Consider the following 13,300-nt stretch of genomic DNA (forward strand, 5'->3'; position numbering starts at 1 on the left):
GGCGCGGCCTAGCCGTCCTTCCGCATCGCCTCGATATGGGCGGCATCGATCGCCTTCGCCGCCCTGTAGGCGTCGCGCGCCCTGAGCCGGCCGGCATAGGCCACGAATTCGTCCAGCACGGGCAGCGTCTTGAACGCCAGCCCCCAGTCGACCTGCGCGCCGACATATATGTCCGCCGCGGTGAAGCGGTCGCCGCAGACATAGTCGCGCTCGCGCAGCAGGCCGGCAAGGACCTCGACGACACGATCGTAGCTGCCGAAGCCGACCCTGCCCTGCTCCCGCGGGCCGAGCCCCTCGTCCCACTTGAAGGAACGGGCGATGATGGCCTGTTCCACCGGCCCCGCAGCGAACAACGTCCAGCGCAGGTAATCCGCCTTCTCCGACAGCCCCTCCGGCAGCAGGCCGGCCTCCGGAAAGGCCTCGGCGAGATAGAGACAGATCGCCGCCGCCTCGGTGACGACATTGCCGTCATGGACGATCGCGGGCACCTTCCCCATCGGGTTGATCGAGCGGTACTCCCCCTTCATCTCCGGCCCGTAGTCCAGGAGATGCTCGTCATATTCGGCGCCCGCCTCGTGCAGCGCCCAGCGCGCAATCTGGCCGCGGCTCATCGGGTTCGTGTAGAATTGGATCCTTTCGGACATCTCGCTCCTCCGCCATCGCGATACCGTCATTTAGACAGAGCGGGAAACCGGCCGCAATACTACGGTCGCGCCGCGTGCGGCGCTCCTGACAGGACGGTGTCGGGATGTCATCCGCCCGCCCGGGCTTGAACATGGCCACGCGATCGATACATCTGGGTTGAATTTCCCCGCCGGACCGGTTCAGGTCCGGTCCCCGCACATCCGCGAGACCACGCATCCCTGGAGGCCCGATGTCCCTGCCCTTTGGAAACCTTCCTGCCGCTCCCGTTGCGGAGAAACGCCCCGTGACCGACACCCGCCACGGCATCACGCGGACCGACGATTACGCCTGGCTGCGCGCCGACAACTGGCAGGAGGTGTTCAGGGACACGTCGGTCCTCGATCCGGCCATCCGCGCCCACCTGGAGGCCGAGAACGCCTACCAGGAAGCGGCGATGGCCGACACGAAGGATCTGCAGAAGACCCTGTTCGAGGAGATGAAGGGCCGCATCAAGGAGGACGATTCCTCCGTCCCCTCCCCGGACGGCCCCTGGGCATACGGTACGTCCTACAGGAAGGGCGGCCAGCAGCCGCGCTTCGAGCGGATGCCGCGCGGCAGGACGGCGCCGGAGGACCGGACGATCATTCTCGACGGCGACAAGGAGGCCGAGGGCAAGGCCTATTTCCGCATCTCGTCCGCCGACCACTCGCACGATCACGCGAAGCTTCTGTGGGGCTACGACGACAAGGGATCGGAATTCTTCCGGCTGCGCGTGCGCGACCTGGACACCCTGGCCGACATGGATGACGACATCGCCGACACCAATGGCGGCGGCGTTTGGGACGCGGCCTGCGAGGGCTTCTTCTATGCCCGGCTGGACGCCAATCACCGGCCGTCGAAGATCCTCTACCACCGGCTCGGCACGCCGCAGGAGGAGGACAGGCTGGTCTACGAGGAGAAGGACGCCGGCTTCTTCATGGGCGCGGGCGGCAGCCGGCTGAACGATTTCGTGTTCATCGACATCCACGACCACGAGACCAGCGAGTACCGGCTGCTGCGCGCCGACGACCCGTCCGGCGAACCGGTGGTGGTCGCGCCGCGCGAAAAGGGCGTCGAATACGAGATGGAGTCCGGCGGGGACGTTTTCTTCATCCTCACCAACGCCGACAATGCCAAGGATTTCAAGATCATGACGGCGCCGGTTGACGCGCCGCAGAAGGAAAACTGGAGCGAGTTCGTCGCCCACAAGCCGGGCCGGCTGATCCTCTCGGTCCAGGCCTACAGGGATTTTGTCGTCTGGATCGAGCGCGAGAACGGCCTGCCGCGCATCGTCGTGAAGGACCGCAGGAGCGGCGAGGAACACGCCATCGCCTTCGAGGAGGAGGCCTTCTCGCTCGGCCTGATGGGGTCGCTGGAATACGACACGGATGTCATCCGCTTCACCTATTCCTCGATGACGACGCCGACCCAGGTCTACGACTACGACATGCGCACCCGCGAGCGCACCCTGCTCAAGACCCAGGAGGTGCCGTCCGGCCACGATCCGGAGGACTACGTCACGCGGCGCATCCACGTGCCGTCACATGACGGGGCGGAGGTGCCGGTCACCCTGCTCTACCGCAAGGACACAAGGCTCGACGGCTCCGCCCCCTGCCTGCTCTACGGCTACGGCTCCTACGGCATCGCGATTCCCGCTTCCTTCAACACCAACTGCCTGTCGCTGGCGGATCGCGGCTTCGTCTATGCCATCGCCCATATCCGCGGCGGCAAGGACAAGGGCTTCGCCTGGTACGAGGACGGCAAGCGGGCCGCCAAGCAGAACACCTTCAAGGATTTCGTCGCCGTGGCGCGCCACCTGGCGGCGGAGAAATACACCTCCGCCGACCGCATCGTGGCGCAGGGCGGCTCGGCCGGCGGCATGCTGATGGGCGCCGTCGCCAACATGGCGCCCGACGCCTTCGGCGGCATCATCGCCGAGGTCGCCTTCGTCGACGTGCTCAACACCATGCTCGACGACACGCTGCCGCTCACCCCGCCGGAATGGCCGGAATGGGGCAACCCGATCGCCTCGAAGGAGGACTACGAGATGATCGCCGCCTACTCGCCCTACGATAATGTGGGCAGGAAGCCCTATCCGCCGATCCTCGCGGTCGCCGGGCTGACCGATCCGCGCGTCACCTACTGGGAACCGGCGAAGTGGATCGCCAAGCTGCGCGCGCTCAACCCGGATGCCGGCCCCTTCCTGCTGAAGACCAACATGGATTCGGGCCATGGCGGCGCCTCGGGCCGCTTCTCGCGGCTGGAGGAGATCGCCTTCTCCTACGCCTTCGCGTTGAAGGTGACGGGCAAGGCCTGACCGGGGTCGGAGGGCGGGCCGTCCTCCTCCCGCTCGCCGCTCTTCACGGCAATGTACCGGTCTATGATGGCCTCGAACCGCTTTCGCGCATCGGCCAGTTCGGACGCCCTCAATACGATTGTATCCTCGCCGTCGACCATCCGGCCGCAGGCCGGGCACGGCTCGCCGGGCCTGGGCCTGGGCAGCTTGCGCCCGCCGCGCCAGGCCTGCTCGGCCTCCCAGGCGCTGCCGCCGGGCCGGCGGCTGCGCTCGACCGCCTCCGCCCTGCCCCGCTCCAGCGCGGCCTTCGATCTCGGCGCGCGGCGCAGGAAGGTGCCAACCGTGTTGACGTGGCAGCCGAGCCTGAGCGCGATCACCCAGTTGGGAATGCCCTCCAGCCCGAACGCGTAGAATTTCTGCGCCATCTCCTCGGTGTCCTGCAGCCTGGCGCGGGAGAAAGGCTTCGATCCCGTCTCCTTCGTCATCGTCCTCGACCTCCTTTTGCGAAAGAATTCCGGCAACGAAAAAGGGCCGCGGTGCAGAAGCACCCGGCCCTTGCGACACGTCTCGCGATTGTGCCCGAAGGATAGCGGAGGAGCGTCACGCAGTCAAGGAATTTATTCCTAGCTATATACTTAACTTACCAGAACTTCTTCCTAATATGATTCGCACGACAGGCCGATGCGGATTGACGGGCGGGGACGGCGGCTTAGGCCTTAGAAAGAGTGCGAATTTAGGCCTCTGTCGCCCGCCCGCGCGAACATCCAAGTGAGGCGATCGCTGTAGTGCGTCACAGGCACGCCCGGCCAAATCTTTACGGCGTGCTGAAATGTTAGGCGGTCGTGGTGGAACATGGGGGAAAGATCGAGGACATAGCGGTCTTCAAACAGGCCAAACTCGGATGGCTCCAAAGCCTTCCCAATGGAGCTGACAACGCAATCGGCCACTTGCAGCCCGCGATATTCGCGGTTCGGCGCCAGAAAGATCGATTCATTGCGAAGGAATCTCCAAACCATCCTGTCATTCGAGACGTATGGGCTTGAGATAACGCGAGACAAGTAATCGTTCAGGTTTTCCAGCTTCAACCCCTTCCGGGTTGAAAGATAGACATGAAGCTCATCACTCGTGCCGTGGTCCCGGCACCAGTTCGTCGCCTTTTCGAGCAGGAAGCGCAGGGCGTAGAAATAAAGGAAATATTTGCGCTTAAAATTTTCTGGGCGGCGAATGGATGGCTTGTAAATTGCGACAGCGACAGCGCGTAGTCCAGTTTCGCGCATTGCATGGATGAACCCAAGCCGCGCGTCATGTGACGCTTTAGCGAAGTGAAAATACCAGTTCGGCTGCATGTGTTCTGACTTGAAGTCGTCATAAGCCCGGATCATGTTTTGGAGTATGGTTCGTGACGGTTGAAGCGCGCCGCCGACGATCAGCCATTGCGAGCTTGTGTCGCTGAAGCCTTCCTCACCACATTCGTCAATGTAAAGAACTGCCACGTCAGACACCGACAAGAATCAGGACCAGGAAAAGGGCGACGAGGTACTGCGCCGCCTGCTTAAGCCCCCTCCCGATCCGAAGACCGGGAAGGGCGGCGATAAGAACGACACCCGCGATGAACAAACTACGGCTTGAAGCTGTTGTTCGCCTTCGCTCGGCTAATGCTCGTGCCGGTTGACATTCATGGCAGCTTCTTTGCTGTTTTAAAGAATGAAGCCAAAACATCAGGGTGATCAATAGCGCCAAAGTAAGCCAGCGACATATCGCTTGGATCGAATGCCGCGAGCATATCGTGCTTGGCGCTCAATCCTGCGGACGCGGTTTTTCCAAATGTCGTGGTATCGAGATTGGATTCGGCAAGGAAGAACGACGTTGTCTCCTCCCAGTATCCAAGATCCTCTTTGCGCACCGCGTCAATGATCGATTGCCTGCGCTCGTTGTACGTTTTGCCGTTAACGGTTTGGTCCGCCACTCGAAAGGTGACACAGTATGTAGATGCCATGGTTGGCTCCTGTGTTTTGAACCACAGGTTGGTTGACCGTATCGATGGCTTTAGTAGAGTTGGTTTCCATATTTGATACCGACCTCCGTGGTTCGGTTGCGTTGACGGCGAGCGGTGAAACTTGGAAGGGGACACCGCCGCCGTTTTCTATTCTGAGTGATTCGACGGGGTGAGGCCAAGAAAACGATAGGACGCACAATCGACTTCCTCGTAATTCACAGACCCTTTTTCTTGCGCTTCCAAAGAAGATGCCGCGCGTTCTGCATCCGATACCTCTAGGGCAGCGCGGCGGCTACACCTGAAATCTAATTCGGCAAGGTAGCGATGCAGGTGCGCTCCGCCGCAACGCCGGCACACACCGCCCTCCCCGCGGTTGAAGATCGAAAGAACATCCCCCAGCATGTCAGCGCGTCCGCCATAGCCGGATCGGCGGCCATTGGCGATTTATTAAGTTGTCAATTGACAACATAGGAGGCAGTACATAGATTCATGCCGCGGAGCAGGCATCCGAAGAAGGAGGTCGAGGCAGTCCTGCGGGAACTGGAGGCGCTCGGCTGGACGGTCGTCAGGCGGCACGGCAAGGGCCACGCTTGGGGGCTGCTGCGATGCCCGAAACCGACGGAGGAATGCCGCTGCGGGCAATATTGCCAGATGACGGTCTTTTCGACACCGCAGAACGCGGCGAACCACGCCGCGAAACTCCGCAGCAAGGCAATGGCCTGCATCAACCCGTTGCGAGAGGACGAGGACAATGGCTGAACGGTTCGACTTCGAGCTTGTTTTCGGTTTGCCGGAGGGCGAACACGACCCCTTCGCGCTGTCCGACGCCGTCTTCGAGGCCGGCTACGAGGATGCCCTCGTCGGAACCGGCAATCCGCGCCTTCTCGCCGTCGAGATCGGGACCGAGGGCGAGGACGCCGAGGCCGCGATGATCGCGGCCGCCAGGGCGATCATCAAAAAGCTTCCCGAAGGCTCGGAACTCCGCGAGGCGCGGCCCGACCTGGTGAGCCAGGCGGACGTCGCCGAGAAACTGGGCGTTTCCCGGCAGTCGCTGCAAAAGCGCAAAATGCCCCTGCCCGTCGCGGGCGGGCTTTACCGCATCGACGAGGTCGAGGCGTGCCTCCTCGAAGCGGAGAGATCGGCGCAGCGGAAACCGCGTTTCGATCTCGGGAATGCAAGGGACTGGTTCCGGGCCGGACACGCGGCACGCCGCCTCAACGCGCGTATCGCCATGGGGATGCTCGACGCCCGCACGCTCGAGCCGGTCGATCCGTCGACGGAAGGCACGGCCTCCCCTGTCGCGGCCGGCGGCTGACCGCCCCTACCCCAGGTGCTGCCGGATCCACGCCGTGATCTGCGGCGCCATCATCGCGCCGGACTGGCGGGCGATCTCGCGACCGCCGGAATAGAGGATCATCGTCGGGATGCCGCGAATGCCGAGCCTTGCCGCCGCCTGCTGCTCCTCGTCGGAATTGAGCTTCAGGAACCGCACCTGCGGCTCCAGCTCCTTTGCCGCCTGCTCGAAGGCCGGCGCCATCATGCGGCACGGGCCGCACCAGGGCGCCCAGACATCGACCACCACCGGCACCGAGGAACGCGCCACCTGCTTGTCCAGCATCGCGCCGCTCGCATCCGCCGGATGACCGGCAAAGAGCGGTGCCTTGCAGGAGCCGCAGCGCGCCTTCTCCGCAGGGCGTTCGGCGGGCAGACGGTTCACCGCCGCGCAGGAGGGACAGACGATCTGGATCGTGTCGGACATGGGATCGCTCCGGAACCGTTTCCTTCGTTCCGGAAAATCTAGCGCAACCGCCCGCGCCGCCGATTGATCGGGGTCAAGCGGCGGCGACCGGGATCATTGCGAGGACGGAACCGCCGGAATCGCCTTCAGGTAGGCGGCGATAGCCTCGCGGTCGGAGGCCGGCAGCGCCGCCATGTTCTCCTGCACCTCCACCATGGAGCCGCCGACGGAATCGAATTCCGGCGTGAAGCCGCTTTCCAGGTAATAGGCGATGTCGGCCTCGGACCAGTCGGCAATGGTGCCGCCCGGCGTGATGTTGGGAACGCGCCCCGGCCCGTCCGGGTTGGACGCGCCGGCAAGCCAGAGATCCTTCTTCAGCCCGCCGGTGAAATCGCGCGGCGTGTGGCACTCGCCGCAATGGCCCGGCCCCTCGACGAGATACTGGCCGCGCAGCACCTTCGGGTCGTCGGTGTCGAGCGCCACCACCGGCTCGCTGCCGGCGTGGAGCAGCTTCCACATGCCGACACCGCGGCGGATGTTGAACGGGAAACCCAGCCGGTGCGGGCCGGGATCGTTCTCGACCGCCGGCAGGGTCCGCATGAAGGCCCACAGGTCGGCGATGTCGGCCATCTCCATGCGGGCATAGGATGTCCAGGGGAAGGACGGGTAGTAGTGCCGCCCCTCCGGCGAGACGCCGCGCGCCAGAGCGTTGGCGAAGTCCTCCGCCGTCCAGGCGCCGATGCCGTGTTCCTCGTGCATCGAGATGTTGGGAGCGACGAAATCGCCGAAGTCGCTGGCCAGCACGAGGCCGCCGCCGAGCTTCAGCCTGTCGTCGCCCTCGGCCTTCTCCGCCGCGTGGCAGGAGGCGCAGCCGCCGGCCCAAAAGACCAGCTCGCCGCGCGCGGCATCGCCCTCGGGCATGGCGGCGAGCACGTCGCGCGGCAAGGCCTGCGGAACGGTGAGAAGGTAGAATGCAAGCCCGCCGGCGATTGCCGCGAGCGCTGCAACCAGGGCGAGCCTGCGCACCATCGGATCTGCTACTTGATCTGGAATGATTCGTGGCAGCTCTTGCAGGTGCCGAGCACGGGGCCGACAGCCGCCTTGAAGGCGTCGAGATCGGCCGGGCCAGCCCTGCCCGACGCCTGCACGGCGGCGGCCGTGGCGGACTGGAATTTCGCGAGTTCGGCCTCGAAGGCGGCGGGGTCCTCCCAGATCTTCGGCGAGGCCTTGGTGTCCGCGCCCATGTCGCTGCCCTCGGGGAAGAAATCGCCGAAGGTCATGGCCGTGGCGTGGAGCGCGGTGATGGCCGCCTTGCCTGCGGCCGGGCTGTAGTCGATCTCGCCCTTCATCATGCCGGCGGAAAGACCCGCGGCGCCGCCATTGGCCTGCATCAGCGCCTTGCGCTGGGCGATCGGATCGTCGGCGGAAAGGGCGGCCGTCGCGGAAGCGGCGATGACTGCGATGGCAAGAAAAGTCTTTTTCACGGAAAACCTCCTGAAAATGGTTTGCGCGTCTGTTGGACACCGACAATGCGACATTTAACCCGGCCGCGGCGATCACGCTTGCGTGAAATGTCGCATGGCGGATGCGACACAGTGTCTCCGAAACGGAAACGCGGCTCCGCGGAAGGACCGCGAAGCCGCGCGCAATCGCGTCGGGCGCGCCGGATCAGGCCGTCGCGGCCTCGTACATCTCCAGCACGTAGTCCCAGTTGACCAGGCTGTCGACGAAGGCCTCGAGATATTTCGGGCGCGCGTTGCGGTAGTCGATGTAGTAGGAGTGCTCCCAGACATCGACGCCCAGGATCGGCTGCGCGCCGTGGACCAGCGGGTTCTCGCCGTTCGGCGTCTTCATGATCTCCAGCTTGCCGTCCTTGACCGCCAGCCAGGCCCAGCCGGAGCCGAACTGGGTGGCGCCGGCATTGATGAAGTCGGCGCGGAACTGGTCGTAGCCGCCGAGGTCGGAGTCGATCGCCGCCTGCAGCTTGCCCGGCAGCGAGCGGCCGCCGCCGCCCTTCTTCATCCACTTCCAGAAATGGATGTGGTTGTAGTGCTGGCCGGCATTGTTGAACAGGCCGGGATTCTTGCCGTGCGACTGCCTGACGATCTCCTCCAGCGACAGCCCGTCCATGCCGGCCTCGGCGGCAAGCTTGTTGCCGTTGTCGACATAGGCCTTGTGGTGCTTGTCGTGGTGATACTCCAACGTCTCCCTCGACATGTAGGGCTGGAGTGCCTCGTATTCATAGGGCAATTCGGGAAGCGTAAAGGCCATCGGGGTCTCCTTTTCAGATGATGTCTCATCGAAGTCAGTTCTGCGGGCAAACCGACCGCGGCGTCCCGCACACACATAGAATTCCATCGGCACCGCGGCAACAATGGAAGCTAATTTTCTGCACCTTACGCGTGCGCCCATTCCCAGTAGAGCTCACGTGCCTTGGTCGCTATCGGGCCGGGCTGAAGCTTGCGGTCCTCAATCTGTATAATGGGCACGACCTTCGAATGGTTCCCGGTCGTGAATATCTCATCCGCCTCCATAAAGTCTTTAACGGTCAGCGCCTTCTCAATGGTCTTGAAACCGTAGTCAGCCAAGAGGGAGATGGTTCGCGCACGCGTGATGCCGGAAAGGAATGTGCCGTTCGCTGCGGGCGTATAGACCTGATTGTCCTTGACCATAAACACGTTTGAAGACCCTGTTTCAGCAACATTGCCAAGCATGTCGCGTACCAAGCAATTGTCGAATCCCCGGCTCTTCGCCTCAAGGATGGCGCGACCATTGTTTGGATAGAGGCAGCCGGCCTTCGCATTCGTCGGCATGGTCTCGACGGTCGGGCGACGGAAAGGTGAAACGGTGACCGAAAATCCCTGCGGGGGCAACATCGGCGCCTCATGCAGACACAGACAAAAGCGCGTCGATTCCGGATCGGCCGGCACCGACATGAAGCCGCCATGTTCGGCCCAATACATCGGCCGGATATACACAGCGGTATTGCCATCGAACTTTTTCAGCCCGTCCCAAGTCAAGCCGACAATCTCTTCGACGTTCATTGTCGGCTTGAGGCCAAGCGCAACCGCCGATTTATTGATCCGAGCCGCGTGCAGTTCGAGGTCGGGCGCGACGCCTTCAAACCACCGAGCCCCGTCGAAAACCGAGGAGCCAAGCCACATTGCATGAGTGCGTGGCCCGACAATGGGAACATTGCCCTCATACCAATCGCCATCGACATAAGTCCAGGTGAGTGTTTGCGCCGTTGTATCGACTGCCATGATCGTCTCCTCGAATGCTTGTTCCAGACGCAAACCGGATTTGGCGCGAAACGTCAATCGTCACGAACACAGCTGCTACGAAATCCTGACCTATTGACCGTCTCGCGCGCATTGCCCAAAGTCTGCGCAACCGGACCAAGAGAATGTCTTTCAAAGCATACGTCTTCGACGCCTACGGCACCCTATTCGATGTTCATGCAGCAGTTCGCAAACATGCCGACATGCTCGGTGAACGCGGACAGCTTCTATCCGACCTGTGGCGCACCAAACAACTTGAATATTCCTGGGTACGCTCGCTGATGGGCTCCTACACGGACTTCTGGCGCTTGACCGAGGAAGCCCTGGACTTCGCGCTCGCTGTTGTGCCGGGCATAGACAAGAACCTGCGCGACCAATTGCTCGAAGCATACTGGACGCTGGATAGCTATCCGGAAGTGCGGGGGGTATTGACGCGCCTGCGCCAAGATGGCGCTGCGACCGCCATTCTGTCGAATGGATCGCCCGACATGCTCACTGCCGCTGTGGAAAGCGCCGATCTGACCGATCTTCTCGATGCCGTAATATCCGTGGATGCGGTCAAGACATTCAAGACATCGCCGCAGATATACCAGATGGTTGTCGATACATTCGATTCCCGCCCCTCCGAAATCTCATTCCAGTCATCCAATCGCTGGGACATCGCGGGAGCACACAAATTCGGCTTCCATACCGTATGGATCAACCGAAGCGGCCTACCCAACGAATATCACAACTATGGCCCATCGCGGGAAATTGCGGACCTGTCGGCATTGTAGGAAGAGGGGAAGCAGTGTTGCGTCATTGCAACGTTCGTTCGCGTTTTACACATCTGAGCTCAAATTGCTCGGCTGGCGTCAGATTCCGCTCAGACCTTTAGGAGTTTCGGATTAAACGCGGAATCAGAAATACCAATGGACGGTTGGGCCACCGTTTCCAAAATGAAATGGATCGATGATGAAGACGCTTTCGCGCCGCAAGTTCCTGACCACATCCGCAACTTTTTCAGCCGGCCTAGCGCTCAGTGCCTGCAATACCGTGAACACGCCGGCAAGAATTCCGTTACGTTCGCTTCCGGAATTTCCTCCATACGCCACCATGTATGGCCCGGTAAGCGATGGCGGCTTCAACATACCGGGAGTGCCCTATACCAAGATTCCCGAACGGTTTCTGCGCCAGGTTGTCAAGGACCCGACAGGTGAAAAAAAGGGCACGATCGTCGTCGATACCCGTGGACACTTCCTCTTCCTCGTTCTCGGCAACGGCTATGCGATCCGCTACGGAGTTGGTCTGGGCCGCGCCGGTTTCGAGTGGTCGGGGCGCGCCGAAATCGGCGCCAAGCGCGAATGGCCCAAGTGGTTTCCGCCCGACGAGATGATCGACCGGGATCCGAAACTGGAAAAGTATCGTGTTTCGTACGACGCGAAGAACGACGTGTACAACGGCGGCATGGAGCCCGGGATCTACAATCCGCTGGGAGCGCGCGCCCTCTATCTTTATGAAGGCAAAAAAGACACGCTCTATCGCCTGCACGGCTCCCCGGAGTGGAATTCGATTGGCAAGTCCGTATCGTCGGGATGCGTCAGGTTGTTGAACCAAGACATACTGGATCTTTACGACCGTGTTCCGATCGGTACGCCGGTCCTTGTGCGATGATTCAGAGCCGCCAGGGCTTTCGGCTTTCTAGTCCAGCGCCTTCTTGAGACCGCCGAGTATTCCGCGAGCGAGGGCGCGCCCAAGTTGACTGGACAGCGAGCGTGCCAGCGATTTCATTGCCGCCTCACCGACACTTTGACGGCTTGACGAACGGCGCTTGGTGGATGTCTTTCGTTTGGACGACGATTTCCTGCGAGTTTCATCGTCACCGAACTCCGGCAAGGTCCAACGCGACCCGCCCTTGTCGTCACGTTCTCCCTCATCTGTGTTCCGGCCATCGTCGACAGCGGCCTTTTCGGCGCGTGCCAGGAGCATCTCGTAGGCAGATTCCCGATCAATCGCTTCATCGTACTGACCGGCTACGGGACTCAGTCCAATGGCTTCGGCGCGCTCGTCCTCCGCAAGAGGCCCCAGCCGCGATGATGGCGGGCGGATCAGTGTCCGCTGGACTATACCGGGCACCCCTTTCGCTTCCAGAGTGGAGACCAATGCTTCGCCGACACCGAGCTTGGTAATTGCCTCGAACGTATCGATATCCGGATTGGGACGAAAGGTTCCGGCTGCCACCTTAACCGCCTTCTGTTCGCGCGGCGTGTAGGCGCGCAGCGCATGCTGAATTCGGTTTCCTAGCTGGGAGAGCACCGTGTCCGGCACGTCGAGCGGGTTCTGTGTGACGAAAAATACACCCACCCCCTTGGAACGTATAAGGCGGACGACCTGCTCTACCCGGTCTATCAGAATATCGGGAGCTTCGTCGAACAGCAGGTGCGCCTCATCGAAAAAGAAAACCAACCTGGGCTTTTCCGGATCGCCGATTTCGGGGAGTTCCTCGAACAACTCCGACAACAACCACAACAAGAAGGTCCCGTAGAGACGGGGCTTCAGCATCAGCTTGTCCGCGGCGAGCACGTTGATGGCGCCGCGCCCGTCGGGCGTCGTGCGCATGATGTCGGATATCCGAAGCGCAGGTTCCCCGAAGAAGAAATCCGCCCCCTCGCGCTCCAGCACGAGCAGCGAACGCTGGATCGCGCCCAGCGACGACGAATGCACGTTGCCATAGCGCTTGCCGATCTCCTTCGCGTTCTCCCCCAGGTGATTGAGAAGCGCACGCAGGTCCTTCAGGTCGAGCAGCAGGAGTCCCTCGTCGTCCGCGATCTCGAATGCGATGTTGAGCACGCCCTCCTGCGCATCCGTAAGGTTCATCAGTCGGGAAAGCAGGAGCGGCCCCATCTCGGAGATGGTGGTCCGGATCGGATGCCCCTTCTCGCCGAAAAGGTCCCAGAAGATCACCGGGAATTCCTGGAACTCGTACGGTTCGAGTCCGACCGTCTCCGCACGCTTGAGGAGAAAATCCTTCGGTTCTCCCTTTGCGGCGATGCCGGAAAGATCCCCCTTCACATCAGCGCAAAAGACCGGGACCCCGGCATTGGAAAAGCTCTCGGCAAGGATCTGCAGCGAAACCGTCTTTCCGGTGCCGGTAGCGCCGGTTATCAGGCCATGCCGATTGGCGTAGCGCAGGGACATGAACTCCTGTTGCTGGATGCTGTCGTCCGGCCTGCGGCTGGCGCCCAGGAATATGCGATCGGTCACGTCCCACATGGTTCTCTCTTCATCCTGCAAAGGTTACGTTACGGCTATAGTCGCCGCCGACGTCCGCGGCAATGGCACGGAAA

15 protein-coding genes are annotated in these 13,300 nt (G+C 62.0%); 5 read left to right on the forward strand and 10 right to left on the reverse strand.

The features are described 5' to 3' along the window. Positions 1–8: 8 nt before the first annotated feature. Positions 9–644, reverse strand: a complete 636-nt coding sequence (locus HTY61_RS09580) for a glutathione S-transferase family protein (protein ID WP_175276573.1) — start codon at positions 642–644, stop codon at positions 9–11. A gap of 230 nt (positions 645–874) precedes the next feature. Here HTY61_RS09580 and HTY61_RS09585 point away from each other — a divergent pair, with 230 nt between their 5' ends. Continuing rightward, complete coding sequence (locus tag HTY61_RS09585; protein ID WP_175276574.1) at positions 875–2,980, forward strand: S9 family peptidase; 2,106 nt, start codon at positions 875–877, stop codon at positions 2,978–2,980. Here the strand turns inward: HTY61_RS09585 and HTY61_RS09590 are convergent. The 3 genes from HTY61_RS09590 to HTY61_RS09600 form a co-directional block, all read right to left on the reverse strand. Continuing rightward, positions 2,944–3,444: a hypothetical protein gene (locus tag HTY61_RS09590; RefSeq protein WP_175276575.1), complete on the reverse strand. Its 501-nt coding sequence runs from the start codon at positions 3,442–3,444 to the stop codon at positions 2,944–2,946. The two genes, HTY61_RS09585 and HTY61_RS09590, sit on opposite strands and share 37 nt — an antisense overlap. A gap of 231 nt (positions 3,445–3,675) precedes the next feature. After that, positions 3,676–4,452 carry a DUF3800 domain-containing protein gene (locus tag HTY61_RS09595; RefSeq protein WP_175276576.1) on the reverse strand — a complete coding sequence of 259 codons (777 nt, stop codon included), beginning with the start codon at positions 4,450–4,452 and terminating at the stop codon, positions 3,676–3,678. Positions 4,453–4,634: 182 nt separating this feature from the next. Further along, positions 4,635–4,955 (reverse strand): hypothetical protein, encoded by a 321-nt coding sequence (locus HTY61_RS09600; RefSeq protein ID WP_175276577.1) that lies wholly within the window; start codon positions 4,953–4,955, stop codon positions 4,635–4,637. A 489-nt stretch (positions 4,956–5,444) separates the two neighbouring features. On the opposite strand from HTY61_RS09600, the gene HTY61_RS09605 reads away from it, so the two are divergent. Continuing rightward, a complete protein-coding gene (locus tag HTY61_RS09605) occupies positions 5,445–5,714 on the forward strand; it encodes a hypothetical protein (RefSeq protein ID WP_175276578.1) in 270 nt (89 codons plus the stop codon). Beyond that, a complete protein-coding gene (locus HTY61_RS09610) occupies positions 5,707–6,270 on the forward strand; it encodes a hypothetical protein (RefSeq protein WP_175276579.1) in 564 nt (187 codons plus the stop codon). The genes HTY61_RS09605 and HTY61_RS09610 overlap by 8 nt, the downstream gene beginning before the upstream one ends. 6 nt (positions 6,271–6,276) lie before the next feature. On the opposite strand, the gene trxC is transcribed toward HTY61_RS09610, so the two are convergent. From trxC to HTY61_RS09635, 5 genes are all read right to left on the reverse strand, one after another. Then, a complete protein-coding gene (gene trxC / locus HTY61_RS09615; protein ID WP_175276580.1) occupies positions 6,277–6,714 on the reverse strand; it encodes a thioredoxin TrxC in 438 nt (145 codons plus the stop codon). A gap of 93 nt (positions 6,715–6,807) precedes the next feature. Continuing rightward, entirely contained in the window at positions 6,808–7,722 is a 915-nt protein-coding gene (locus HTY61_RS09620) for a cytochrome c (protein ID WP_175276581.1), read from the reverse strand. An 8-nt stretch (positions 7,723–7,730) separates the two neighbouring features. Continuing rightward, the gene (locus HTY61_RS09625; protein ID WP_175276582.1) at positions 7,731–8,177 is read right to left on the reverse strand and encodes a c-type cytochrome; all 447 of its coding nucleotides are present in this window, start codon (positions 8,175–8,177) and stop codon (positions 7,731–7,733) included. 184 nt (positions 8,178–8,361) lie between these two features. After that, positions 8,362–8,964, reverse strand: coding sequence for a superoxide dismutase (locus HTY61_RS09630; RefSeq protein WP_175276583.1), 603 nt, complete (start codon positions 8,962–8,964; stop codon positions 8,362–8,364). A 125-nt stretch (positions 8,965–9,089) separates the two neighbouring features. Further along, a complete protein-coding gene (locus HTY61_RS09635; protein WP_175276584.1) occupies positions 9,090–9,956 on the reverse strand; it encodes a branched-chain amino acid aminotransferase in 867 nt (288 codons plus the stop codon). Positions 9,957–10,099: 143 nt separating this feature from the next. Here HTY61_RS09635 and HTY61_RS09640 point away from each other — a divergent pair, with 143 nt between their 5' ends. Continuing rightward, on the forward strand, positions 10,100–10,750 hold the full coding sequence (locus HTY61_RS09640; RefSeq protein ID WP_175276585.1) for a haloacid dehalogenase type II: 651 nt from the start codon (positions 10,100–10,102) through the stop codon (positions 10,748–10,750). Between the two features lie 178 nt (positions 10,751–10,928). Beyond that, entirely contained in the window at positions 10,929–11,627 is a 699-nt protein-coding gene (locus tag HTY61_RS09645; RefSeq protein ID WP_175278503.1) for a L,D-transpeptidase, read from the forward strand. A gap of 27 nt (positions 11,628–11,654) precedes the next feature. Here the strand turns inward: HTY61_RS09645 and HTY61_RS09650 are convergent, their stop codons facing one another. After that, positions 11,655–13,226 (reverse strand): helicase HerA-like C-terminal domain-containing protein, encoded by a 1,572-nt coding sequence (locus HTY61_RS09650; RefSeq protein WP_175276586.1) that lies wholly within the window; start codon positions 13,224–13,226, stop codon positions 11,655–11,657. Positions 13,227–13,300: the final 74 nt, after the last annotated feature.

It is taken from the genome of Oricola thermophila (assembly GCF_013358405.1).
In the GTDB taxonomy this organism is placed as follows: domain Bacteria; phylum Pseudomonadota; class Alphaproteobacteria; order Rhizobiales; family Rhizobiaceae; genus Oricola; species Oricola thermophila.

What these genes read in the sequence shown, in the direction of transcription:
- HTY61_RS09640 (WP_175276585.1), top strand. Translation starts at nt 10,100, where the DNA reads ATGTCTTTCAAAGCATACGTCTTCGACGCCTACGGCACCCTATTCGAT.
- HTY61_RS09590 (WP_175276575.1), bottom strand. Translation starts at nt 3,444, where the DNA reads ATGACGAAGGAGACGGGATCGAAGCCTTTCTCCCGCGCCAGGCTGCAG.
- HTY61_RS09635 (WP_175276584.1), bottom strand. Translation starts at nt 9,956, where the DNA reads ATGGCAGTCGATACAACGGCGCAAACACTCACCTGGACTTATGTCGAT.
- HTY61_RS09605 (WP_175276578.1), top strand. Translation starts at nt 5,445, where the DNA reads ATGCCGCGGAGCAGGCATCCGAAGAAGGAGGTCGAGGCAGTCCTGCGG.
- HTY61_RS09650 (WP_175276586.1), bottom strand. Translation starts at nt 13,226, where the DNA reads ATGTGGGACGTGACCGATCGCATATTCCTGGGCGCCAGCCGCAGGCCG.
- HTY61_RS09620 (WP_175276581.1), bottom strand. Translation starts at nt 7,722, where the DNA reads ATGGTGCGCAGGCTCGCCCTGGTTGCAGCGCTCGCGGCAATCGCCGGC.
- HTY61_RS09580 (WP_175276573.1), bottom strand. Translation starts at nt 644, where the DNA reads ATGTCCGAAAGGATCCAATTCTACACGAACCCGATGAGCCGCGGCCAG.
- HTY61_RS09585 (WP_175276574.1), top strand. Translation starts at nt 875, where the DNA reads ATGTCCCTGCCCTTTGGAAACCTTCCTGCCGCTCCCGTTGCGGAGAAA.
- HTY61_RS09610 (WP_175276579.1), top strand. Translation starts at nt 5,707, where the DNA reads ATGGCTGAACGGTTCGACTTCGAGCTTGTTTTCGGTTTGCCGGAGGGC.
- HTY61_RS09645 (WP_175278503.1), top strand. Translation starts at nt 10,929, where the DNA reads ATGAAGACGCTTTCGCGCCGCAAGTTCCTGACCACATCCGCAACTTTT.
- HTY61_RS09630 (WP_175276583.1), bottom strand. Translation starts at nt 8,964, where the DNA reads ATGGCCTTTACGCTTCCCGAATTGCCCTATGAATACGAGGCACTCCAG.
- trxC (WP_175276580.1), bottom strand. Translation starts at nt 6,714, where the DNA reads ATGTCCGACACGATCCAGATCGTCTGTCCCTCCTGCGCGGCGGTGAAC.
- HTY61_RS09600 (WP_175276577.1), bottom strand. Translation starts at nt 4,955, where the DNA reads ATGGCATCTACATACTGTGTCACCTTTCGAGTGGCGGACCAAACCGTT.